General features: G+C 65.4%; 22 protein-coding genes. 5 read left to right on the top strand and 17 right to left on the bottom strand.

The window, feature by feature from the left end:
* Positions 1–163: 163 nt before the first annotated feature.
* Positions 164–1,135 carry a bifunctional riboflavin kinase/FAD synthetase gene (locus tag BJA_RS37945; protein WP_038967295.1) on the bottom strand — a complete coding sequence of 324 codons (972 nt, stop codon included), beginning with the start codon at positions 1,133–1,135 and terminating at the stop codon, positions 164–166.
* 231 nt (positions 1,136–1,366) lie between these two features.
* On the opposite strand from BJA_RS37945, the gene BJA_RS37940 reads away from it, so the two are divergent.
* Positions 1,367–1,762, top strand: a complete 396-nt coding sequence (locus BJA_RS37940) for a response regulator (RefSeq protein ID WP_008567674.1) — start codon at positions 1,367–1,369, stop codon at positions 1,760–1,762.
* A 199-nt stretch (positions 1,763–1,961) separates the two neighbouring features.
* Here the strand turns inward: BJA_RS37940 and BJA_RS37935 are convergent, their stop codons facing one another.
* From BJA_RS37935 to uvrC, 9 genes are all read right to left on the bottom strand, one after another.
* Positions 1,962–2,816: a TIGR01459 family HAD-type hydrolase gene (locus BJA_RS37935; protein ID WP_028174657.1), complete on the bottom strand. Its 855-nt coding sequence runs from the start codon at positions 2,814–2,816 to the stop codon at positions 1,962–1,964.
* A gap of 15 nt (positions 2,817–2,831) precedes the next feature.
* Positions 2,832–4,322: an EAL domain-containing protein gene (locus BJA_RS37930; protein ID WP_011090210.1), complete on the bottom strand. Its 1,491-nt coding sequence runs from the start codon at positions 4,320–4,322 to the stop codon at positions 2,832–2,834.
* A gap of 146 nt (positions 4,323–4,468) precedes the next feature.
* Entirely contained in the window at positions 4,469–5,599 is a 1,131-nt protein-coding gene (locus BJA_RS37925) for a YihY/virulence factor BrkB family protein (RefSeq protein WP_011090209.1), read from the bottom strand.
* Between the two features lies 1 nt (position 5,600).
* Positions 5,601–6,188: a phage holin family protein gene (locus BJA_RS37920; RefSeq protein WP_011090208.1), complete on the bottom strand. Its 588-nt coding sequence runs from the start codon at positions 6,186–6,188 to the stop codon at positions 5,601–5,603.
* A gap of 89 nt (positions 6,189–6,277) precedes the next feature.
* Entirely contained in the window at positions 6,278–7,237 is a 960-nt protein-coding gene (gene prmB, locus BJA_RS37915; RefSeq protein ID WP_011090207.1) for a 50S ribosomal protein L3 N(5)-glutamine methyltransferase, read from the bottom strand.
* Positions 7,237–7,719, bottom strand: coding sequence for a molybdenum cofactor biosynthesis protein MoaE (locus tag BJA_RS37910; protein ID WP_011090206.1), 483 nt, complete (start codon positions 7,717–7,719; stop codon positions 7,237–7,239). The genes prmB and BJA_RS37910 overlap by 1 nt, the downstream gene beginning before the upstream one ends.
* Before the next feature lie 4 nt (positions 7,720–7,723).
* Complete coding sequence (gene moaD, locus BJA_RS37905; protein WP_011090205.1) at positions 7,724–7,975, bottom strand: molybdopterin converting factor subunit 1; 252 nt, start codon at positions 7,973–7,975, stop codon at positions 7,724–7,726.
* On the bottom strand, positions 7,972–8,589 hold the full coding sequence (gene pgsA / locus BJA_RS37900; protein ID WP_011090204.1) for a CDP-diacylglycerol--glycerol-3-phosphate 3-phosphatidyltransferase: 618 nt from the start codon (positions 8,587–8,589) through the stop codon (positions 7,972–7,974). Before pgsA ends, moaD begins: the two co-directional genes overlap by 4 nt.
* Positions 8,590–8,684: 95 nt before the next feature.
* Positions 8,685–10,745, bottom strand: a complete 2,061-nt coding sequence (gene uvrC / locus BJA_RS37895; RefSeq protein ID WP_011090203.1) for an excinuclease ABC subunit UvrC — start codon at positions 10,743–10,745, stop codon at positions 8,685–8,687.
* Between the two features lie 245 nt (positions 10,746–10,990).
* Here uvrC and BJA_RS37890 point away from each other — a divergent pair, with 245 nt between their 5' ends.
* Positions 10,991–11,614, top strand: a complete 624-nt coding sequence (locus tag BJA_RS37890; RefSeq protein ID WP_038967292.1) for an outer membrane protein — start codon at positions 10,991–10,993, stop codon at positions 11,612–11,614.
* 88 nt (positions 11,615–11,702) lie between these two features.
* Here BJA_RS37890 and BJA_RS37885 read toward each other — a convergent pair whose 3' ends face one another.
* From BJA_RS37885 to BJA_RS37870, 4 genes are all read right to left on the bottom strand, one after another.
* The gene (locus BJA_RS37885; RefSeq protein WP_008544396.1) at positions 11,703–11,918 is read right to left on the bottom strand and encodes a cold-shock protein; all 216 of its coding nucleotides are present in this window, start codon (positions 11,916–11,918) and stop codon (positions 11,703–11,705) included.
* Positions 11,919–12,168: 250 nt separating this feature from the next.
* Positions 12,169–13,029 carry a 23S rRNA (adenine(2030)-N(6))-methyltransferase RlmJ gene (locus BJA_RS37880; RefSeq protein WP_011090201.1) on the bottom strand — a complete coding sequence of 287 codons (861 nt, stop codon included), beginning with the start codon at positions 13,027–13,029 and terminating at the stop codon, positions 12,169–12,171.
* Between the two features lie 124 nt (positions 13,030–13,153).
* Positions 13,154–13,864: a ribonuclease T2 family protein gene (locus tag BJA_RS37875; RefSeq protein ID WP_011090200.1), complete on the bottom strand. Its 711-nt coding sequence runs from the start codon at positions 13,862–13,864 to the stop codon at positions 13,154–13,156.
* A gap of 119 nt (positions 13,865–13,983) precedes the next feature.
* Positions 13,984–14,448 carry a hypothetical protein gene (locus BJA_RS37870; protein WP_028174664.1) on the bottom strand — a complete coding sequence of 155 codons (465 nt, stop codon included), beginning with the start codon at positions 14,446–14,448 and terminating at the stop codon, positions 13,984–13,986.
* Positions 14,449–14,629: 181 nt separating this feature from the next.
* On the opposite strand from BJA_RS37870, the gene BJA_RS37865 reads away from it, so the two are divergent.
* Together BJA_RS37865 and BJA_RS37860 are read left to right on the top strand one after the other, a co-directional pair.
* Entirely contained in the window at positions 14,630–14,923 is a 294-nt protein-coding gene (locus BJA_RS37865) for a hypothetical protein (RefSeq protein WP_011090198.1), read from the top strand.
* Positions 14,924–14,967: 44 nt separating this feature from the next.
* The gene (locus BJA_RS37860; protein ID WP_011090197.1) at positions 14,968–15,498 is read left to right on the top strand and encodes a DUF3617 domain-containing protein; all 531 of its coding nucleotides are present in this window, start codon (positions 14,968–14,970) and stop codon (positions 15,496–15,498) included.
* 48 nt (positions 15,499–15,546) lie between these two features.
* On the opposite strand, the gene BJA_RS37855 is transcribed toward BJA_RS37860, so the two are convergent.
* Genes BJA_RS37855 through BJA_RS37845 form a run of 3 tightly spaced genes read right to left on the bottom strand, consistent with a single transcriptional unit; the run spans position 15,547 to position 18,226 of the window.
* Positions 15,547–16,935 carry an ATP-binding protein gene (locus tag BJA_RS37855; protein WP_011090196.1) on the bottom strand — a complete coding sequence of 463 codons (1,389 nt, stop codon included), beginning with the start codon at positions 16,933–16,935 and terminating at the stop codon, positions 15,547–15,549.
* Between the two features lie 20 nt (positions 16,936–16,955).
* Entirely contained in the window at positions 16,956–17,687 is a 732-nt protein-coding gene (locus BJA_RS37850) for a response regulator (RefSeq protein WP_011090195.1), read from the bottom strand.
* Complete coding sequence (locus BJA_RS37845) at positions 17,684–18,226, bottom strand: MarR family winged helix-turn-helix transcriptional regulator (protein ID WP_051000365.1); 543 nt, start codon at positions 18,224–18,226, stop codon at positions 17,684–17,686. Before BJA_RS37845 ends, BJA_RS37850 begins: the two co-directional genes overlap by 4 nt.
* Before the next feature lie 340 nt (positions 18,227–18,566).
* On the opposite strand from BJA_RS37845, the gene BJA_RS37840 reads away from it, so the two are divergent.
* Complete coding sequence (locus tag BJA_RS37840; protein WP_011090193.1) at positions 18,567–19,649, top strand: branched-chain amino acid aminotransferase; 1,083 nt, start codon at positions 18,567–18,569, stop codon at positions 19,647–19,649.
* Positions 19,650–19,694: the final 45 nt, after the last annotated feature.

The following is a 19,694-nucleotide window of genomic DNA, read 5'->3' as shown; positions in this document are numbered from 1 at the left end:
TGCGGAATCGCAGGGTGAAACGACGAAATCCCGGTCTTGCGCCGAGCCTTCAGGCTCAGGCGGAAGCCGGGCCGCTAATTCCTATGATGCGCCGCGCAAACATGGGCACTCCATAGCAGCCGGGCGGAGGAAGCGCAAAGGTCCGGCAGGCCGGTTTTCGGCCTCAATCGATGACGCCCAGCCGCGGAAATGCGTCCGGCGCGGCGGCCAGCATGGCGCGGGCGCGGGCGGAATCGTCGTCCATCTGGCGGATCAGGGCCTCTAGGCTGTCGAATTTCAGCTCCTCGCGTATGAAGCCGACGAAGGCGCAGTCGAGCGCCTGCCCATAGAGGTCGCCCTTGAAGTCGAACAGGAAGATTTCCAGCAGCGGGGCGCCATTATCAAAGGTCGGGCGGCGGCCGAAGCTCGCCACGCCGTCCAGGCGCTCGGCGCCGCGGCCGACCCGCACCGCATAGATGCCGTGCTTGAGGCCGCAATTGGCGTCGAGGCGGATATTGGCGGTGGGGTAGCCGAGGTCGCGGCCGCGCTTTTCGCCATGGATCACCTCGCCGGTGATGAACCAGGGGGCGCCGAGCATGGTGGTGGCTTCGTCAAGCTGGCCCTCGGCGAGCGCAATCCGGATGGCGCTGGAGGAAACCGGCCGTTCGTCGAAATCGACATGCGGCTGCACGTCGACCTCGATGCCGAGCCGGGGCGCCTCGTTGACCAGCAGGCTCGGCGAGCCGACCCGTCCCTTGCCGAAATGGAAGTCGTAGCCGACCGCGATTGCGCTGACGCCGAGGCGCCCGATCAGGTCATGGTGAATGAAATCTTGCGCGCTGGTGCCGGCTCTCGCCTTGTCGAAGGTCATGACCACGGCACCGGAGAGCCCGGTCCCGGCCAGAAGCCGCAGCTTGGCCCGCTCGTCCGTCAGGCGGAATTGCGGGGTGTTGGGGCTGAAAAACCGCCGTGGATGCGGCTCGAAGGTCAACGCCAGCGCAGGGCGGCCATGCGCCCGGCCCATCTCCAGGGCCGCTGCGATCACGGCGCGATGACCGAGATGTACCCCGTCGAAATTGCCCATGGCGACCACGGCGCCCCGGGGGATCGCGGAATCCGGCGTGGTGTCGCGGATAACGGTAAAATGCGGGGCCATCAGGGGAAATTCTCGAGCCGGCGGGACCGGCCGGGACCGTGGCGTGACCCGCCCGGCGAAGTCAAGCGGGGGAGGCGGGGGCATTGAACGCCATTTCAATTCTTCGGGGGCGGCGGCAGTTAACGCGCTGTTTAACGCCTTGGTGCTAGTCCTTGAAACGTGGAACTGCACGGGCCTCCGGCCTGGCGGCTCCAATCGTAATATTCCTGGGTTTGCGTTGGGGGAGTCGAGATGGCGGTTGATTTGTCGATGCCGGTTCTGGTGGTGGATGACTACAGCACCATGATCCGTATCATCAGGAATCTGCTGAAGCAGCTTGGCTTCGAGAACATCGACGATGCCAGCGATGGTTCGGCGGCGCTGAACAAGATGCGCGGCAAGAAGTACGGCCTCGTGATCTCCGACTGGAACATGGAGCCGATGACGGGTTACGACCTGCTGCGCGAAGTGCGCGCGGATCCGAACCTCGCCACCACGCCTTTCATCATGATCACGGCGGAATCGAAGACCGAGAACGTGATCGCGGCCAAGAAGGCCGGCGTGAACAACTACATCGTCAAGCCGTTCAACGCGGCGACGCTGAAGACCAAGATCGAGGCGGTCTTCCCGGACATGGCGAGCGCGTAAGCGCGCCTGGGCTATCGGTTGAATTCGCAAGGCCCGGGCTCGTCCCGGGCCTTCTGCGTTGCGAGTGTCATTCCGGGGCGGTGCGCAGCACCGAACTATGGTGCGCGATTGCGCACCTGAGAATCTCGAGATCCCCCGATGCGCAATTGCGCATCTGAGGTCTGGTCCTTCGGACCATCCCGGGATGACGGCTATGCCGTCACCACTTCAATTCGCGCATCAGCGCCTTCGGCGGGTGGCCGAACAATTCCATCACGGATGCCGGGTCGAGCTGGTCGAGACCTTCGAACTCCTCGGCATGGATGCCGCGGGTGACGAACAGGCAGTCGATGCCGAATTCGCGCGCGCCGGTGAGGTCGGTACGGACGGAATCGCCGATCGCCAGCACGCGTCTGCGGTCGATCTGGTGGCCCTGGCGTTCGCCGGCCAGCGCCATCGCGCGCTCGTAGATCGGCCGGTGCGGCTTGCCGTAGAAGATCACCTCGCCGCCGAGCTCGCGATAGAGCTCGGCGATCGCGCCGGCGCAATAGATCAGCCGGTCGCCGCGTTCCACCACGATGTCCGGGTTGGCGCACACCAGAGTCAGCTTGCGCTCGCGCGCCTTTAGCATCATGCCGCGATAGTCTTCCGCCGTCTCGGTCTCGTCGTCATAGAGGCCGGTGCAGACGATGTAGTCGGCCTCTTCCAGCGGTGCGGTCACCGCATCGAGGCCGCGATAGATCGAGTTGTCGCGCTCGGGGCCCAGCCAGAACATCTTGCGGCCGGGATGCTCGGCGACATAGAGCCGGGTCAGATCGCCCGACGAGACGATCGCGTCATAGGTCTCGTCGGCGACGCCGAGCTTGCGCAATTGCCGCTGCACGGAGTCGGCGGGGCGCGGTGCATTGGTGATCAGGATCACCGTACCGCCGCGGCTGCGATAGGTGTGCAGCGCTTCGCAGGCTTCGGGGAAAGATTCCAGGCCGTTGTGAACCACGCCCCAGATGTCGCTGAGCACGACGTCCACATCGCCCACGAGCTCGCGCAGGCTTTCGGCAAAATGCAGCGTGGTCATGATGCGCACGGCCGATCAGATGCGGCGCGCGAGCGCCGCGTTGCCGGTGATGCGTTGTGCTGGAGGAGCGGCTGACGTCGCGCCTGGGCTGGGTGTGCCGGAGACATTGGATCCCTGAATGTCCTGCGCCTGGTTCGGCGAGGCCCCGCCGGTAGCAGATGCCCCCTCCGGCCGCAATGGCCGGGGCGGCGCGAACAGGAACCCCTGGCCGAACCGCACGTCATAGTCGAGCAGATCGACCACGGCGCGCTCGCCCTCGATCCGCTCGGCGATCAGGTCGATACCGAAGCGGCCGAGCAGGTCGGAGAGGTCGGACGGGTGGATGTCCGAGGTCGAGGCCTGCCTCGGGTCGAGCAACAGCGTGGCCGGCACCTTGATGAAGCGCACGCCGCGGTCGGCGAGCTCGCGCGGCTCGATGCGCAGATCCGTGACATGGTCGATCGAGAAGCGGAAGCCGCGCTGGGCGAGCGCGGCGAGGTTCTCGGACTCGGCCGGGCCGAGATTGCGGAAGGTCGACTGCTTGAACTCCAGCACCAGCGACGGCGCCAGCGCCCGGTTGGCTTCGAGGAAGTCGAGGCATTGCGCGAAGGTGGTGGAATTGCCGAGCGTGGAGGCCGCGACGTTGCAGAACACGCCGACGTCCTTGTTGCGGACCATCAGGCGGCGCAGCACCTGCACACAGCGCAGCATCACCATGTTGTCGACACGCCCGATCAGGCCCGAGGCCTCCGCGATGCTGATGAACTCCTCGGCGGCGATCAACTGGTCGCGCTCGTCGCGGACCCGTGTCACCGCCTCGTAGAACCGCACTTTGCGCTGCGGCAGCGTCACCATCGGCTGGAGGAAGATGTCGACGCGGTTCTCGTCGATCGCGCTGCGCAGCGTCGCCAGCAATTGGGTCTGGTTGCGTCCGTTGGCAGTCTGAACCGGATGGGCGGCTTGGGCCTGAGCTGCCGGTGCCGGCCGCGGCTGCGCTGCGGGAGGCGGGGGAGCCGCGAGAAGCGGTGGTGGCGCCACCGGCCGCTCCCCGAGCGGCGCGATCAGGTCGATCGGTGCTTCCGGTTCCGCCCTTGCGACCGGAGCGGGAGAGGGCGGCGTCGCGCCGGCCAGCAGGTCCTCATGGGTCGACACGGTGGACGCGAGCTGCCTGACCAGCCCGCCGAGCTCGTTGATCTCGCCGACCACCGACTGGATACGGTCGGAATTGGTCGAATTGGACGAGGCGATGCGCCCTTCGATCGCAGCCAACCGGCGGCCGAATTCGGCCACCTGGCGGGCGAGGTCGGCGGTGCCGCGCGAGAGGTCGGCGATCTGGCCGCCGACGTCGCTGCGGTCGCGCAGCCGCATCGATACCGCGTTGTAGAGGATCAGGAAGGTCAGCGCGGTCAGCGCCACGATCGCGGATTCGGTTCCGCTGATGCCGGCGACCGCGTCGAGCGCCAGCCCGAGTGAGGCCGCGACCAGAACCATGCAGATGGCGATGAAGATCGTCGAAATGCGAATCATGCCGCGCGTTACGCCTCAAGAGCTGACTGCCTCACCCGGGAAAACACGGGTTACTGTGCGAACCCGTCACGCCTCATGCTCCCCCAAGCCGCGTGACCCTAACATCATTGTTGATTCGAGGGGATAGCGGTCCGTTCGCGGCGAGGTCAGGCCGGAGCGGCGGCGCCGACCGTATCCGCAGAGACCGCCTCGCGGCTTCCGAGCGGCCTCGGTTGCCCGGTGGTCGTGTCGCGCAGGGTCTGCCGTTCGATCTCCGAGTTCAGCTCGGCGCCGAACATGATGACGATCGCGGACATCCACATCCACATCATCAGGCCGATCGCCGCGCCGAGCGAGCCGTAGGTGGCGTTGTAATTGGCGAACTCGGACAGATACCAGGACAGCAAGGCAGAGCCGGCAATCCAGAGCAGGGCGGCCGCCACCGCGCCGAGGCTCAGCCATTGCCAGCGCGGCGCATCGCGGCTGGGTGCGAAGCGGTAGAGGATGGCAAGCGCCACGAGCAGGATGAGGAACAGGAGCGGCCATCGTGCCAGCGCCACGATCAACTTGCTTTCGGGCGCCAGGCCGAGATGATCGAGCGCGAGTGGGAAGGCGACGACGGCGCCCACCATCAGCAGCAGCGCCACGATGCCGCCGGCCGTGAAGGCCAGCGACACCGAGTTCAGCCGGATGAAGCTGCGCTTCTCGCGTTCCTCATAGGCGACATTGAGGGCATCGAAGATCGATTTGACGCCGGCATTGGCGCTCCAGATCGCAAGCAGGAGGCCGAGCAGGAAGGTGACACCAAGCGTCGTATTGCCCTTCGACACCACACGCGCGACCTGGTCCTCGACGATCTGGAACGAGCCCTCGGGCAGCATCGTCGCAAGCGTTTGCAGATTGGCGCTGATCGTCGAGGGATCGGCGAACAGGCCGTACGATGAGACCAGCGCGGTGACTGCGGGGAAGATCGCGAGCAGCCCGAAGAACACGACACCGCCCGCCGTGGCGAGCAGGCGATCGTCGTCGATGCGCTGATAGGTACGCCAGAAGATATCCTTCCAGCCGGCCCAGGGGATAGCGAGGGGACTCTTCGCACCGCGGCCATGGCCGGGCTGGACGGCCGCACGCGCCGGGCTCGTTTCCGGTGCATTCGCCTCGCCATTGTGGTGGTCTTGCGGAGGCCCCGGCCGGACCACGCCGGGGTCCTGGAAGTAGCGCTCGGCGGTCAGCACGAAGACGGCCGTGGTGGCGATCAGCAGCCAGGAGTCGAGCTGCCCTGAGCGCCGCGCGGGCATCTCAAGCGTCCAATCCGTGCCCGTGCCGTCTCCGACGCGCGGCCGTGAAGCCCAGCAGCCCGACGGCTGCGAGCATCAGACCCAGCTGCACGGGACGGTTGGCGCGCACGGGCCGGGTGTTGCCGCCATGGCTGCGTTCGCCGGGTGCGAGCGGCGCCAGGGGAATCGTCGTCGCGACCTCTTTCACCGCCTGCTTGACCGTTCCGCGCGGAATCCGCGGGGTGGCGATCGCAACGCGCAGGCGGCTGGCCAGCGGCACGATCGGCTTGTCCCGACGGTTCATCTGGGCCAGAGCCGCGCCGCCGCAGCATGCAGCCAGGACCAACAGCACGGCGCCGACGGCACCGAAGCCCCAGAACTGTCCGTAGGTGATCGCGATCCAGCGGTACAGGGCGACCAGGCCGACAAAGAAGGCCGCGATCAGGAACAGCCCGGCCACTGCGAACAGGCCGGCCGCGACCGCATAGGACGTCGCCCGTCCCGTGGCCTGGCTGGTGCGGTCACGCAAGTAGGACCGGGCGGCACGCTTGAGATGGTTGAGTTTCAGCGCCACGCCGACGCGCAGCAATTCGCCCGATGGCGCGAGCATGCGGACATCCTCCGAGAGCGAGACATTCGTCGGGGATGAACGTGACGGGATTTGACTTGTTCCGCGCGGAGTGCCGCCGCGGCGGCCGATCAGTCGAGATCGGCGGCCGCGATCCAGAATACCTCGCCTTCGGAGTCTTCGGTGTCCAGCCAGAGCAGCGGCAGTTCCGGGAAGGCCTCGTCGACCAATTCGCGGCCGCGGCCAATCTCGCAGATCAACCCGCCGTCCGGCGTCAGGTGCTCAGGGGCGTCGCGCAGGATCCGGCGCACCACGTCGAGACCGTCGACGCCGCCGTCGAAGGCAAGCTTCGGCTCGGCTCGGCATTCCGGCGGCAAGGCCGCCATGCCTTCCGCATCGACGTAAGGCGGGTTGGTGATGATAAGGTCGTATCTGTTATCGCCGAGCGGGGCGAACAGGTCGCCGCGATGGAGCGTGACCCGCTCATCGAGCCCGTGCTCCCCGACATTGCGCGCGGCGACTTCGAGCGCGCCCTTGGAGATGTCGACGGCATCGACCGTTGCATTCGGGAAGTGATACGCGGCGAGGATGGCAAGGCATCCCGAACCCGTGCAGAGGTCGAGCACGCGCTCGACGGCCGTGGGGTGGTCGATCAGCGAGCCGGCCTCGCCGTCGCCGCCGAAATGCGAATCCAGCAGTTCGCCGATGTAGGAGCGCGGGACGATGACGCGCTCGTCGACATAGAAGGGCAGGCCGCGCATGTAGATCTTGTTGACGAGATAGGCGGCCGGTTTGCGCGTGGTCACGCGCTGATGAATCAGGTCGAGGAGGGTCTTGCCTTCCGCGGCGGTGACGCGGGCGTGGGCAAAGGCCTCGAACTGGTCGGGATGCAGATGCAGGGCCTCGCAGACCAGGAAGGCCGCTTCCGCCACCGGATCGGTGGTGCCGTGCGCGAAGGCGAGCTTGGCTTCATTGAAGCGGCTCACGGAATAGCGGACGTAGTCGATGAGCGTGACAAGCTCGCCGCGGCCGACCTTCGCAAGTTTTGGCGCGGCGCGGCCGCGCGCGGTCTTTTTCGAAGCTCTTGCCATCAGGATTTCGTCCAGCGTGCGGCGGCCTCGTCATCACGGGCGTGGGCCTCGACCCAGCCGGTGCCGGTGGCGCTCTCTTCCTTCTTCCAGAACGGCGCGCTGGTCTTGAGATAGTCCATCAGGAACTCGGCCGCCTGGAATGCGGCCTGACGATGCTGCGAGGCGGTCAGCACCAGCACGATGTTCTGGCCGGGCATGAACCGCCCGACGCGATGGATGACCGTGACGCCGTTGAGCGGCCAGCGCGTGGTTGCCTCGTCGACATGACGCTTGATCTCTTCCTCGGCCATGCCGGGATAATGTTCGAGCGTCAGCGCGGCGATCTTCGCGCTATCCTCGTCGCCGCGGCAGATGCCGGAGAAGCTCACGACCGCGCCGATGTCGGTCCGGCTCCTGGTCAGGAGCGCGATCTCGCGCGCAATGTCGAAATCGTCCTCTTGAATACGGATGGTGACGGGGCCGGTGGTCGCAGGGGAAGTCATGGGCCTAGCCGCCGGTCATCGGCGGGAAGAACGCGATCTCGCGGGCGCCCGCGATTGCGGCGTCCGACTTGACATGGGCATGGTCGATCGCGGCGCGGATGACCTTCGGCTTCTCGAACGCATAGGCATAGGCCTCGCTCCGGCCGGACAGCCAGGCGATCAGCTCCTCGACGGTGCGCACGGTCGCGGGCGGCTCGATGGTTTCCTCGGCCTTGCCGACGCGTTCGCGCACCCAGGCAAAATATTTCACCTTCATACCTCATCCTCCTTGATGAGGTGATGGATGCCGGAGCGGAAATAATCGTAGCCGGTGTACATGGTGAGGATCGCCGAGGCCCACAGCAGCAAGAGGCCGATCTGGGTTACGACGGGCACGACCTGGTCGCCGGCCTCGCCCGCGAGCAGGAAGCCGATGGCGACGAGCTGGACCGTGGTCTTCCACTTGGCAAGCTTGGTGACGGGCACGCTGACGCGCAGCGCGGCGAGATATTCGCGCAGGCCCGAGACCAGGATCTCGCGGCACAGGATCACGATGGCGGCCCACAGCGACCAGCCATGGATGATACCGTCGGCGGCCAGCATCAGTAGGCAGGAGGCGACCAGCAGCTTGTCGGCGATCGGATCGAGCATCCGGCCGAACGCCGATTGTTGATTCCAGATCCGCGCGTAATAGCCGTCGAGGTAATCGGTGACTGCCGCCGCGATGAAAATGGCGACCGCGACCCAGCGCAGCCACAACGGCTGATCCAGAATCGACTGCGCGTAGATGCACCCGACCACGACCGGGATCGCGGCGATCCGGCCATAGGTCAGGATGTTCGGGAGGGACATCGCGCGGCTGGTCGTCCCTCGTGTCGTGGCGATGTTCATCCGTCCTACCAATACCGCTCAAGCCTGAAGGTCAACCGTCCCGCTCCCAAATGGGGTGCAGGATGCGACGACCATATGACTGCGGACCCCTTAGTTCACCCCGGCTGGGGATGGAAATACTCGAAAATCCTGCGGGCGCTTTCGGCGCTCACCCCCGGAACCTTGCCGAGATCGGCGATCGAGGCCCGTTCGATCTCCTTCAGGGTTCCGAAATGATGCAGCAAGGCACGTTTGCGTGACGGGCCGATGCCCGGAATCTCCTGCAAACCGGCCTCGCGGATGTCCTTCTTGCGCAGCTTGCGGTGCGAGCCGATGACGAAGCGGTGGGCCTCGTCGCGCAGACGCTGAATGAAATAGAGCACGGGGTCGCGCGGCTCGAGCTTGATCGCCTCGCGCTCCGGCATGAACAGGGTCTCGCGGCCGGCATCCCGGTCCGGCCCCTTGGCGACCGACATCAGCGACACCTGGGTCAGGCCGAGATTTGCAAAGATCTCCCGGACGGCGTTGAGCTGGCCGCGGCCGCCGTCGATGATCACGAGGTCGGGCCATTGCGGAAAATCGTCGTCCTTGACCTTGGCGCCCTCCTCGGGCGGATTGATGAGGCGCTTGAAGCGGCGCTCCAGCACCTCGCGCATCATGCCGTAGTCGTCGCCGGGCGTGAGCCCTTCCGACTTGATGTTGAACTTGCGGTACTGGTTCTTCACGAAGCCGTCCGGGCCCGCGACGATCATGGCGCCGACCGCATTGGTGCCCTGGATGTGGCTGTTGTCGTAGACTTCGATGCGCTTGGGAGCATGCGGCAGGCTCAACGTCGTCGCCATGGCGTCGAGCAGGCGGCCCTGCGTCGCGGTGTCCGCGAGCTTTCGGCCCAGCGCCTCGCGCGCATTGGTCAGCGCATGGGCGACGAGCTCCTTTTTCTCGCCGCGCTTCGGCGCGGTGACCTCGATCTTGTGGCCGGCCTTGATCGACAGCGCGTTGGCAAGCAGCTCGCTCTCCTCGATCTCATGCGAAAGCAGGATGTTCTTCGGCGGCGGCTTGTCGTCGTAGAACTGGGCGAGGAAGGAGCCGAGCACTTCTTCGGGCGTAAAGGTCTTCTCCGCGCGCGGGAAATAGGCGCGGTTGCCCCAGTTCTGGCCGGTGCGGAAGAAGAACACCTCGACGCAGGAGAAGCCGCCCTCCTGGTGGATGGCGAACACGTCGGCCTCCTCTACCGTGCGCGGATTGATGCCCTGCTGCGACTGGATCGCCGACAGCGCGGCAAGGCGGTCGCGGTAGAGCGCGGCGGTCTCGAATTCGAGCTCGTTGGCCGCCTTCTCCATCTCGCCGGCGAGCTCCTGCTTCACCGCATGGCTCTTGCCGGAGAGGAAGTCGGTCGCCTCGCGCACCAGGGTCGTATAGCCGGGGAAATCGATCTCGCGGGTGCAGGGACCGGCGCAGCGGCGGATCTGGTAGAGCAGGCAGGGCCTGCTGCGGCTCTCGAAGAAGGAATCGGTGCAGGAGCGGATCAGGAACGCGCGCTGCAACGCCGTGATGGTGCGGTTGACGGCACCTGCGGAGGCGAACGGGCCGAAATAGCGTCCGGGCCGGGTCTGCGCTCCGCGGTGCTTCAGGATCTGCGGCGCCCAGTGGTCGCCGGTGATCAGGATATAGGGAAACGACTTGTCGTCGCGCAGCTGCACGTTGAAGCGCGGCCGGAGCTGCTTGATGAGGTTGGCTTCCAGCAGCAGCGCTTCGGTCTCGGTGTTGGTCGAGACGATCTCCACGGTCACCGTGGCGGCGATCATGCGCAGGATGCGCGCCGGCTGCGGCGCACTCTGGCGCGCGTAGTTGGACAGGCGCTTTTTGACGTTCTTGGCCTTGCCGACATAGAGCACGTCGGCATTCGCGTTGAGCATGCGATAGACGCCGGGCGAGGTCGGCGCGAGCCGGACCGCGCGCTCGATCGCCTCGTGGCCGCTCGCCAGCGGTTCTTCGCCGACTGCGCCGCTCTCTTCCAGGATGTCAGGCAGAAGCGCGTCGTCCTCGTCGTCGCCGCCCGTGGTGGCGGGATCGAGGTCCGGCGGTGCCGTCTCCTGGGGCGGGGCATCCAGTGCTGTGCCGCGCCTTGATTTGCGAACGCGGGTGTCGTCCGGATCGTCGGTGGAATCGTGAACCATGGGACGAATTTAGGCGCTGGGGGGACCGATTTGAAGTTCCGGCCATGCTGCACGCACAGGATGGCGGCGCAGTTCCCGGTAACGCTTCCTTAAGTCTGTTAAGCGCGCGGTAACGGGTCTTAACAGCCCTTTAACTTAAAACTCTCGATAAATCTTACGCGAAAAGGTCTTGGTTCCGTAACCATGCGACATGGCGCGGCGGCGCCGGCATCGCACCGGTTGCGGCAGTTGCGTTGGAGTGTGTGATGAAGAGGCTCGTTGTGGGCGCAGCCGCGTTGGTTGCCGCCGGCTGGACAGCTTCGGCAGAGGCCGCCGATCTCAGTTACGGGCAGCGTGCCCCCTATACCGTCAACCAGCCGCTGAACGCCTATAGCTGGGCCGGTCCGTATCTCGGCGGCAACATCGGCTATGAGTGGGGCTCGGTCGACAACAATCCCTCAAAGCCGTCCGGCTTCGTCGGCGGCATTCAGGCCGGCTACAATTTCCAGAACGGCCCGTGGGTGTTCGGCGTCGAGGGCGACATCCAGGCCGCTGGCGCCGACGACACCTTCGCGCCCTGGAAGTTCTCCAATCCGTGGTTCGGCACCCTGCGCGGCCGCGTCGGCTATGCCTTCAGCAACGTGCTGTTCTACGGCACCGCCGGCCTCGCCTTCGGCGAACTGCGCGCGCAGACCTTCGGCTGGACGGAGTCGCACACCAGCGCCGGCTGGACCATCGGTGCCGGTGCGGAAGTCGGCCTCGCGCCGAACTGGAGCGCCAAGCTCGAATATCTCTACATCGATCTGTCGACGAGTCAGTTCGCAATTACAGGCGTGTCAAACGGCTATACCGCCAGCGTTGTGCGCGCAGGCGTCAACTATCACTTCTGATAGCCAAATAAGAAAATACCGGACAATAACCTCCCGGCCGCTCGCGGCCGGGACTTTTTTTGCGCCAGGTTTTTTTGCGTCAGGCCCGCTAGGAGAGGATGACCAAATTGACCGCCTTCGGTCCCTTCCCCTTCTTGTCCGGTTCGACTTCGAAAGTAATACGCTGTCCTTCGGCAAGGTCCTTCAGTCCCGCTCGCTCCACAGCAGTGATGTGAACGAAGACATCGCGACCGCCGTCATCCGGCTTGATGAAGCCGTAGCCGCGCTCGCCGTTGAAGAACTTGACCGTTCCCGTCATGGCCATCGGGAAACTCCCCCTCATTGCTCCTCCGTCGTGACGCAGACTCACGTCACGACATGACCGGGCCGTACGGAGCCCGGGAGCTGGCCATCCTTGGGCGGACCTTTCGGTCCGGCCGGATCTTTCTTAGGCCTTCACTCCGCCGCAACCATTCGCGGAAGCGGAACGTAAAGCCAGTCACGGAAATAGCATAATACGGTTCTTTGCAGATTGACTACGGCTCCTGCATATTTTTCCCAAGAATGCCGGAGTGTTACGGCCTCGGCACCTCTAATCGGAATCTGGCAGCGCCGCCCTGGCCGAGCGGCATTTCGAGCTCGGGCAGGATCGTCTTGAGCTCGCCATGCAGCGTGTAAGGGGGATTGACGATCAGCAGTCCGGTGGAGGTGAGGGCTGCGCCGTCAAGCTGCGGCGCGGCACTGAACTCGAGGCGCAGGCATTTGCCCGGTGGCTTTGCTGCGGCTGCGAGCCGCGCCACGAGCTGTGCCAGCGCATCGGTGGCGCGCCGGCTCTTGGCCGGATACCAGATTACATAGATACCGGTCGGCCATTTTGCGAAAGCCTCCGAGAAGGCTTCGCCCAGCCGTTCGAACTCGTTCTTTGCCTCGAACGGCGGGTCGATCAGCACGAGCCCGCGCCGCTCCTTCGGCGGCACGAAGGCCGGCAGTGCCACCCAGCCGTCGAGATCGACCACGCGTGCCTGCTCGTCGCGGCGCAGCACGTCGATCAGCGCCTTGCGTGCCTTCGGCTCGAGTTCGCAGGCGACGAGGCGGTCCTGCGGCCTGAGCAGGCCGCGCGCGATCAGCGGCGAACCCGGATAGGCCTTGAGCTCGCCCTTCGGATTGAAGGCGCGGACGATGTCGAGATAGGGCTTTGTCAGCGCCGCGGTCTCGTTCGACAGGCGCGCCTGCATCAGTCGCGCGATGCCGGTCAGCCATTCGCCACCGCGCCGCGCCTCGTCGCTTTCGAGATCGTAGAGGCCGGCGCCGGCATGGGTGTCGATGACGCGGAACGCCCCCGGCTTGTCCTGCAAATAAGTGAGGATGCGCGCCAGCACGATGTGCTTGATGACATCGGCAAAGTTGCCGGCATGAAAGGCGTGACGGTAGTTCATGGCGGAGAGTTACGACATCGCGCGATGAAAGTAACTCCCGTCATTCCGGGGCGGTACGTAGCACCGAACTGCGCACCATAGTTCACGCTTCGCGTGCCCCGGAATGACGGAGCTGATTTAGCAGCTACCCACCCCTGATCGGCGGCATCGTCACCTGGTCGCGGCGGCAGGCGCGGCGGTCCATCTCCTCGCAGGCGCGGAATTGCAGGTCCTTGCTGAGGCAGATGCGGACCTCGGACAGCCGCGTCCGGTTGCAGGTGACCGAGACGGCGGCGCTGCCGAGGCCCGGATTGGCCTTGATGAAGGCCTCCTCGACGTCGGCAGGCGCCACGGTCTTGGCCTGCGACAATTCGAGATATTCGGCCGGAATCTTGATGGCGGCGCGCGCTTTCCTGATCGTCTCGAAATAGCTGCGGTCGGCGAGCCCCGAGCAGGTGCCGTGCTTGTCCCACTCGTTGAAGATCAGGCCCGGCGCCGGCATCAGGTCGAGCATCGAGGAGACGATGCTGCGGTTCAGCCGCGGCGCCGGCCGCTGGCAATATTCCGGGAAGCCGTTCTCATATTGCGGCCACAGCCCGTGCACCACGAAGGAATAGGGCCGGCCGCTGCACTGGATCTGGGAGCGGCCGCCGCGCTCCGCCGCCTCCTCGCAGAAGGAGGGCGACCACGAGAGCGACAGCACATAGAAATCGAATTCGCCGGGCGCGTTCTGCCGCCTGTCCTGAGCTTTCGCGACGCCCGCCGGCAAGACCAGCCCGGCGGCAAGGGGCAGGGCAAAGGTCAAGGTCAGCGAGATCATCAGGCGGGAGAACGAATGCAATCTGGAATGAAACATGGCGACGCCCCTCAACTAGACTGTGCAATCGAGCCTAGCAGGCGATGAGAACATTTCAAGAACAAAATTCGGGCGGCCCTCGTCAGGCCGCTGGCCCGGTCCGAATCAGGGCTGTCGAATTACTGCTTGGCGGCGCGACAGGCCGGATTGTAGGCCCAGTTGCGGTCGAGTCCGACCACGCACCATTCGACACCATTGCCGTAACCAGCGAAGCCGCCATCCTCGATGATCGAGAAATGCACCTTGCGCACCTTGCCGTCGTTCAGCATGGCCTCGCCGGTGCAATAGCGGCGCGGAATATTGTCGGACTGCCAGGGTCGGAACGCGGTCTCGTGCACGGCGGAGAAGCCGGTGATCTTCAACGAGGAATTCCAGAAGGCGCTTTCCTTCTCCCAGAACTGGGTGGCGATCGTCGGCAGCGCCTTGTCGCAATCTGCCACATTGCCGTCATAGCGCGGTCCGCTCAGCCAGAAATTCAGCTCCAGCGGATTGGCGGCCCTGGCCTCACCGAGCGACAGCGCCCCGAACATGAGGCCGAGCACGGCGGCAAAGCGGAGCGATTTCAGGGAGGTCGAGGCGCGCATGGGCAATCCAGACAGATGATCTGCGGAGGTCGGACGGTGCCGCGAAGGGCGGGTGAGGTCAAGTGCAGCGCGGCAACACTTGGCCAGGAGTTGACCAGAACGTCGCATCCGACAGGGCTTCAGTTCTTTTCACTTCCGTCCCGGCACCGTAAACTGGCGCCAACCAATTGGAGTAACGGGAATGCGAATCATTGCGGCCGCGGGCCTTCTTGCCCTGGGTATGATGGCGGGCCAGTCGGCGCGCGCCGATATCCTTCCTGTGCCCCCGTTCAAGGGCAACGACACCGGCGGCATCATCGCCTATTCGATGGCCAATCAGGTCGATGCGCGGCAGGTCGCGGTCGATCATTGCGCGCGGTACGGCAAGGTCGTCAAATTCCTCGGCGTGCAGGCCTATGAGGGCGGCTACATCTCGTTCTCCTGCCGCTGGGTGCCCTATGGCGCCGCCAACCAGCCGATCCGCACGCTGTACTGAGGCGTTTTCGTAACGCAGCGATCTCTCAGCCGGGAGCTTCCCACATGACGCGCAAACTTGCTTTGCTCGGCTCGGCCCTTTGCCTTGTGGTGTCGGCAGGCGGCGCCAGTGCCGACGATCTGCCGGTGCGCAAGGCCGGCCTGTGGGAATTGAAAATGGTCAGGACCGGCTCGCAGATGCCGGAAATGACCATGCAGCACTGCACCGACGAGACCGTCGACAAGGAGATGAACAACAACGTCTCCCCGATGGCCAAGCAGATCTGCGCCAAGCAGGACATCAAGAAGACCGCGACCGGTTATGTCAGCGATTCCGAGTGCAGCGTCGCCGGCATCAGCACCACCTCGCACGCCGAGATCACGGGCGATTTCAACTCGGCCTATACGGTGAAGACCACCTCGCACGCGCAAGGCGGCGCCGCCGGCGCGGCGGGGCGCGACACCACCATGACGCTCGAAGCGAAATGGCTGGGCGCCTGCAAGCCGGACCAGAAGCCCGGCGACATCGTGATGCCCGGCGGCTTCAAGATGAACGTGCGCGACGTCGACAAGCTGAAGGCCCTGCTGCCGAAGTAGGCGAGATTGTAGCCCGGATGGAGCGTAGCGAAATCCGGGCTACGGCAGTTACACCGGTATCCGCACGCTCGCCCTTAATCCGCCCATCGGGCTGTCGCCCAGCGTGATGTCGCCGCCATGCGAGCGGGCGATGTCGCGGGCGATGGCGAGGCCAAGGCCCGTGCCGCCTTCGTCCTGGTTGCGGGCGTTGTCCAGCCGCAGGAACGGCTTGAACACCTCTTCGCGCAGATGCGCGGGGATGCCCGGGCCGTCGTCGTCGACCGTGACGGTCAGATAACGGTGATCGCGCTGGCCGGTGATGGCGATGCTCTTGCCGTAGCGCGCCGCATTGGTGACGAGGTTGGCGAGGCAGCGCTTGAACGAGGCCGGCTTCACCGTCACCACCGGCAGTCCGTTGAATGCGACGGTTGCAGCGTGGCCGTGGCGTTCGGCATCGCTGCGCAGCTCCTCGAGCGCCTGCGCCATGTCGGTCGGCTGCGACTGCTCGCCGGAATCGCCGCGGGCAAACGCAAGGTAGTCCTCCAGCATCATCGACATCTCGTCGACGTCCTTGCGCATGCCTTCGAGCTCCGGGCTGTCGCCGATCAGCGCCAGCTCGAGCTTGAAGCGGGTCAGGATGGTGCGCAGGTCGTGGCTGACGCCGGCCAGCATCGCGGTGCGCTGCTCCATCGTGCGCTCGATGCGCGATTTCATCTCGAGGAAGGCGACCGCCGCGCGTCGCACTTCGCGCGCGCCGCGCGGCCTGAAGTTCGGCGCCTCGCGGCCCTTGCCGAAGCTTTCGGCGGCATCGGCAAGGCGCAGGATCGGCTTGATCTGGTTGCGCAGGAACAGCACTGCGACGATCAAGAGGATCGAGGACGTGCCGACCATCCAGAACAGGAAGATCTCCGAGTTCGAAGCGTAAGCGGCGCTGCGCTGCGCGAACACGCGCATCACGGCGTCGTCGAGCTGGATGCGGATCTCGACGAGGTTGGAGCGGCCGACCGTGTCGATCCAGAACGAGCGCCCGATCTGGCGGCCGAGCTGCACCGACAGCGTCTGGTCGAGCAGCGAGAAGAACGGCTTTGGTCCTGGCGGCGGCATGTCGCCGGCGGGCAGGAAGTCGACCACGAGTCCGAGGCGTTGCTGCGCGATGCGGCGGATCTGGTCGCGGTCCTTGTCCTGCGGATAGCCCTTGTAGATGTCGATCAGCGCGGCGATGTCCTGCACCACTGCGGCCGACAGGCGGCGCGTCACCGTGTTCCAGTGCCGCTCCATGAACACGAAGGCGACGACCGATTGCAGGATCACCATCGGCACGATCATGATGAGGAGCGCGCGGGCATAGAGGCCGGTCGGCATCCAGCCCTTGAACGCGTTGCCCATCCAGCCATTGGCGGCGGAGACGCGGCCGGCGGCGCTCTTCAGCAGCGTCAGGCCGGTATCGATCGTGCTCATCGGTCGCGTTTCACTGCGGTTTAAGGCGAGGCCACCAGGCGATAGCCGATGCCGCGCACCGCCTGGAGGAACAGCGGATTGGCGGGATCGGTCTCGATCTTGCGCCTGAGGCGGTTGATCTGCACGTCGACGGCGCGCTCGTTGACGCTGCCATTGCCGGTCAGTGCGCTGCGCGGCACGGTCTCGCCCGGCGTCTCCGAGAGAATCCGCAGCATCTCGCGCTCGCGATCGGTGAGGTGAATGACCTCTTCGCCCTGGCGCAATTCGCCGCGATCGAGATGGTAGACGTAGGGGCCGAACGCGATCTTCTCCACCATCGCTGCCTGCGGCGGCGGGGCGGCGCGCTTGAGGATGTTGTTGATGCGCAGCGCGAGCTCGCGTGGCTCGAACGGCTTTGCCACGTAGTCGTCGGCGCCGATCTGAAGGCCTTCGATGCGGGCTTCCGCTTCGTGGCGCGCCGTCAGCATCACGATCGGCACCGAGGAGGACGTCCGGATGAAGCGGGCGAGGTCGAAGCCGGTCTCGCCAGGCATCATGACGTCGAGGATCAGGAGGTCGAAATGCAGGCCCATGAGCTTCGAACGCGCATCGCTGGCGCTCGCCGCGGTCGAGACGCGATAGCCTTCGCCGGCGAGGAAGCGCGACAGCAGATCGCGGATGCGGCGGTCGTCGTCGACCAGCAGGAGATGCGGGGCGTCGTCGGCCGGTTGCACCGGCGGACGGGCGAGCGTGGCAGCGAGTGGCACGGTCACTCCTTTGCGTCTTGATTGACGGAGGCGAAGATCGTCTCCAGCACCTTGTCCGGATCGTCGCGGTCGATCATCGCGCGCAGGAAGCGCTTGACGGTCTCCGCATCCTGCGGCGCCATCTCGGCGAGCGCCTTGGTGATCCGCGTGGTCTGGAGCCCGGCGAGCTTCTGCACCAGCGCCTCGCCCTTCGGCGTTGCGTAGAGCAGGCGCTGGCGGCGGTCATTGTCGCCGGTCTTCTGCACGATATAGCCCTCGTCCAGGAGCTGCTTGAGCACCCGGCCGAGCGACTGTTTTGTGATGCGCAGGACGTCGAGGAGGTCGGCGACCTTGAGCCCGGGATAGCGGTAGACGAAGTGCATGACGCGGTGATGGGCCCGGCCGAAGCCGAACGCCTCCAGCTCCTGGTCGGGATCGCCGACGAAGTCGCGATAGGCGAAGAACAGCAGCTCGATGATATCCCAGCGCAAATTGCCTCCATCGCCTGCCGCCGGCCGGGGCTCGGCAGCGTCTTGAGGGGGAGTCGCGAAATTTATGTCAGGCATATTGACGTATCTTGGGTTCAATGTTACAAAACGATCAGCCCGCACGAAATTTTAGATCGTTTCGCGTCGGGTGGCATCGAAGCTGAGGCGGCCGGAGAGAGTCGGACAGGCAGCGACGGCCGGATCAGATCTACCGTGCGATTGTCGAGCGGCATTTCGACAAAACATACTGGACTTCCGCCTTCCGCAAAAGCATGTCCTCGGCGACATGCTGGCCACGGAAACCGGCCGTAACAAGGCTGGCGGTGGCCCGGCCACAACTCTAATCAAGCCAGCCGGACCCGAAACAGGGCAGGCGGGCGCCAGAACAGCGCCGCTACCGGCAGCGGGAGCCAAGGACATGAGCATGAAATTCGACATCCAGCCCGCATCCAATCCTACTCCAGAAAAGGACCGCGTCGCCAAGCTGGTGGACCCCGGCTTCGGGCGGGTCTTCACCGACCACATGGCGATCGTCCGTTACAACCAGGCCAAGGGCGGCTGGTACGAGGCGCGCATCGAGGCGCGCGCCAACTTCCAGCTCGATCCGGCCGGCGCCGTCCTGCACTACGCCCAGGAAATTTTCGAGGGCCTCAAGGCCTACAAGCGCGACGACGGCGGCGTGAACCTGTTCCGCCCCGACGCCAATGCGCGGCGCTTCAGGGACTCGGCCGATCGCATGGCGATGGCGCAGCTGCCCGAAGACGTCTTCATCGAGGCGGTCGAGCAGGTCGTGCGCATCGATCGCGCCTGGATGCCGGGCGGCGAGGGCAGCCTTTACCTGCGCCCCTTCATGATCGCGAGCGAGACCTTCCTCGGCGTCAAGCCGTCGTCCGAATACATCTTCGCGGTGATCGCCTCACCGGTCGGCTCCTATTTCAAGGGCGGACCTGCGCCGGTGTCGATCTGGGTCTCGGAGAACTACACGCGCGCCGCGGTCGGCGGCACCGGCGCCGTCAAGTGCGGTGGCAATTACGCCGCGAGTCTGCGTGCGCAGGCGGAAGCCATTCAGCACGGCTGCGATCAGGTGGTCTTCCTCGATGCGATCGAGCGCCGCTACGTCGAGGAGCTCGGCGGCATGAACATCTTCTTCGTGTTCGAGGACGGCTCGTTGTCGACGCCGCCGCTCGGCACGATCCTGCCCGGCATCACCCGCGACTCCATCATCGCGCTGGCGAAGGATGCCGGCAAGACGGTGCGCGAGGAGCCGTACTCGCTCGACCAGTGGCGCAAGGATGCGGCCAGCGGCAAGCTGAAGGAAGCGTTCGCCTGCGGCACCGCGGCGGTGATCTCGCCGATCGGCAAGGTGCGCTCGGTGAGCGGCGATTTCGAGATCAGCGGCGGCGTCGCCGGCCCGGTCGCCATGGGCCTGCGCAAGCAGCTCGTCGACATCCAGTACGGCCGCACCAACGATCCCCACAACTGGATCCGCAAGGTGTTTTGATTTTTCTCCCTCTCCCCGCTTGCGGGGAGAGGGTCGGGGTGAGGG

It is taken from the genome of Bradyrhizobium diazoefficiens USDA 110, assembly GCF_000011365.1.
Taxonomy (GTDB): Bacteria; Pseudomonadota; Alphaproteobacteria; order Rhizobiales; family Xanthobacteraceae; genus Bradyrhizobium; species Bradyrhizobium diazoefficiens.
Note: the sequence above shows the minus strand (reverse complement) of the source record. Positions and strands in the feature narration are given on the sequence as shown.

Bases quoted from the DNA above. Each gene is read 5' to 3' on its own strand.
- BJA_RS37840 (WP_011090193.1), top strand. From the start codon at position 18,567: ATGAGCATGAAATTCGACATCCAGCCCGCATCCAATCCTACTCCAGAA.
- BJA_RS37935 (WP_028174657.1), bottom strand. From the start codon at position 2,816: ATGACCACGCTGCATTTTGCCGAAAGCCTGCGCGAGCTCGTGGGCGAT.
- BJA_RS37940 (WP_008567674.1), top strand. From the start codon at position 1,367: ATGGCGGTTGATTTGTCGATGCCGGTTCTGGTGGTGGATGACTACAGC.
- BJA_RS37855 (WP_011090196.1), bottom strand. From the start codon at position 16,935: ATGAGCACGATCGATACCGGCCTGACGCTGCTGAAGAGCGCCGCCGGC.
- BJA_RS37885 (WP_008544396.1), bottom strand. From the start codon at position 11,918: ATGGCCATGACGGGAACGGTCAAGTTCTTCAACGGCGAGCGCGGCTAC.
- pgsA (WP_011090204.1), bottom strand. From the start codon at position 8,589: ATGAACATCGCCACGACACGAGGGACGACCAGCCGCGCGATGTCCCTC.
- prmB (WP_011090207.1), bottom strand. From the start codon at position 7,237: ATGGCAAGAGCTTCGAAAAAGACCGCGCGCGGCCGCGCCGCGCCAAAA.
- BJA_RS37945 (WP_038967295.1), bottom strand. From the start codon at position 1,135: ATGGCCCCGCATTTTACCGTTATCCGCGACACCACGCCGGATTCCGCG.
- moaD (WP_011090205.1), bottom strand. From the start codon at position 7,975: ATGAAGGTGAAATATTTTGCCTGGGTGCGCGAACGCGTCGGCAAGGCC.
- BJA_RS37890 (WP_038967292.1), top strand. From the start codon at position 10,991: ATGAAGAGGCTCGTTGTGGGCGCAGCCGCGTTGGTTGCCGCCGGCTGG.
- BJA_RS37930 (WP_011090210.1), bottom strand. From the start codon at position 4,322: ATGATTCGCATTTCGACGATCTTCATCGCCATCTGCATGGTTCTGGTC.
- BJA_RS37845 (WP_051000365.1), bottom strand. From the start codon at position 18,226: ATGCCTGACATAAATTTCGCGACTCCCCCTCAAGACGCTGCCGAGCCC.
- BJA_RS37920 (WP_011090208.1), bottom strand. From the start codon at position 6,188: ATGCTCGCGCCATCGGGCGAATTGCTGCGCGTCGGCGTGGCGCTGAAA.
- BJA_RS37875 (WP_011090200.1), bottom strand. From the start codon at position 13,864: ATGTTTCATTCCAGATTGCATTCGTTCTCCCGCCTGATGATCTCGCTG.
- BJA_RS37880 (WP_011090201.1), bottom strand. From the start codon at position 13,029: ATGAACTACCGTCACGCCTTTCATGCCGGCAACTTTGCCGATGTCATC.
- uvrC (WP_011090203.1), bottom strand. From the start codon at position 10,745: ATGGTTCACGATTCCACCGACGATCCGGACGACACCCGCGTTCGCAAA.
- BJA_RS37925 (WP_011090209.1), bottom strand. From the start codon at position 5,599: ATGCCCGCGCGGCGCTCAGGGCAGCTCGACTCCTGGCTGCTGATCGCC.
- BJA_RS37870 (WP_028174664.1), bottom strand. From the start codon at position 14,448: ATGCGCGCCTCGACCTCCCTGAAATCGCTCCGCTTTGCCGCCGTGCTC.
- BJA_RS37865 (WP_011090198.1), top strand. From the start codon at position 14,630: ATGCGAATCATTGCGGCCGCGGGCCTTCTTGCCCTGGGTATGATGGCG.
- BJA_RS37860 (WP_011090197.1), top strand. From the start codon at position 14,968: ATGACGCGCAAACTTGCTTTGCTCGGCTCGGCCCTTTGCCTTGTGGTG.
- BJA_RS37910 (WP_011090206.1), bottom strand. From the start codon at position 7,719: ATGACTTCCCCTGCGACCACCGGCCCCGTCACCATCCGTATTCAAGAG.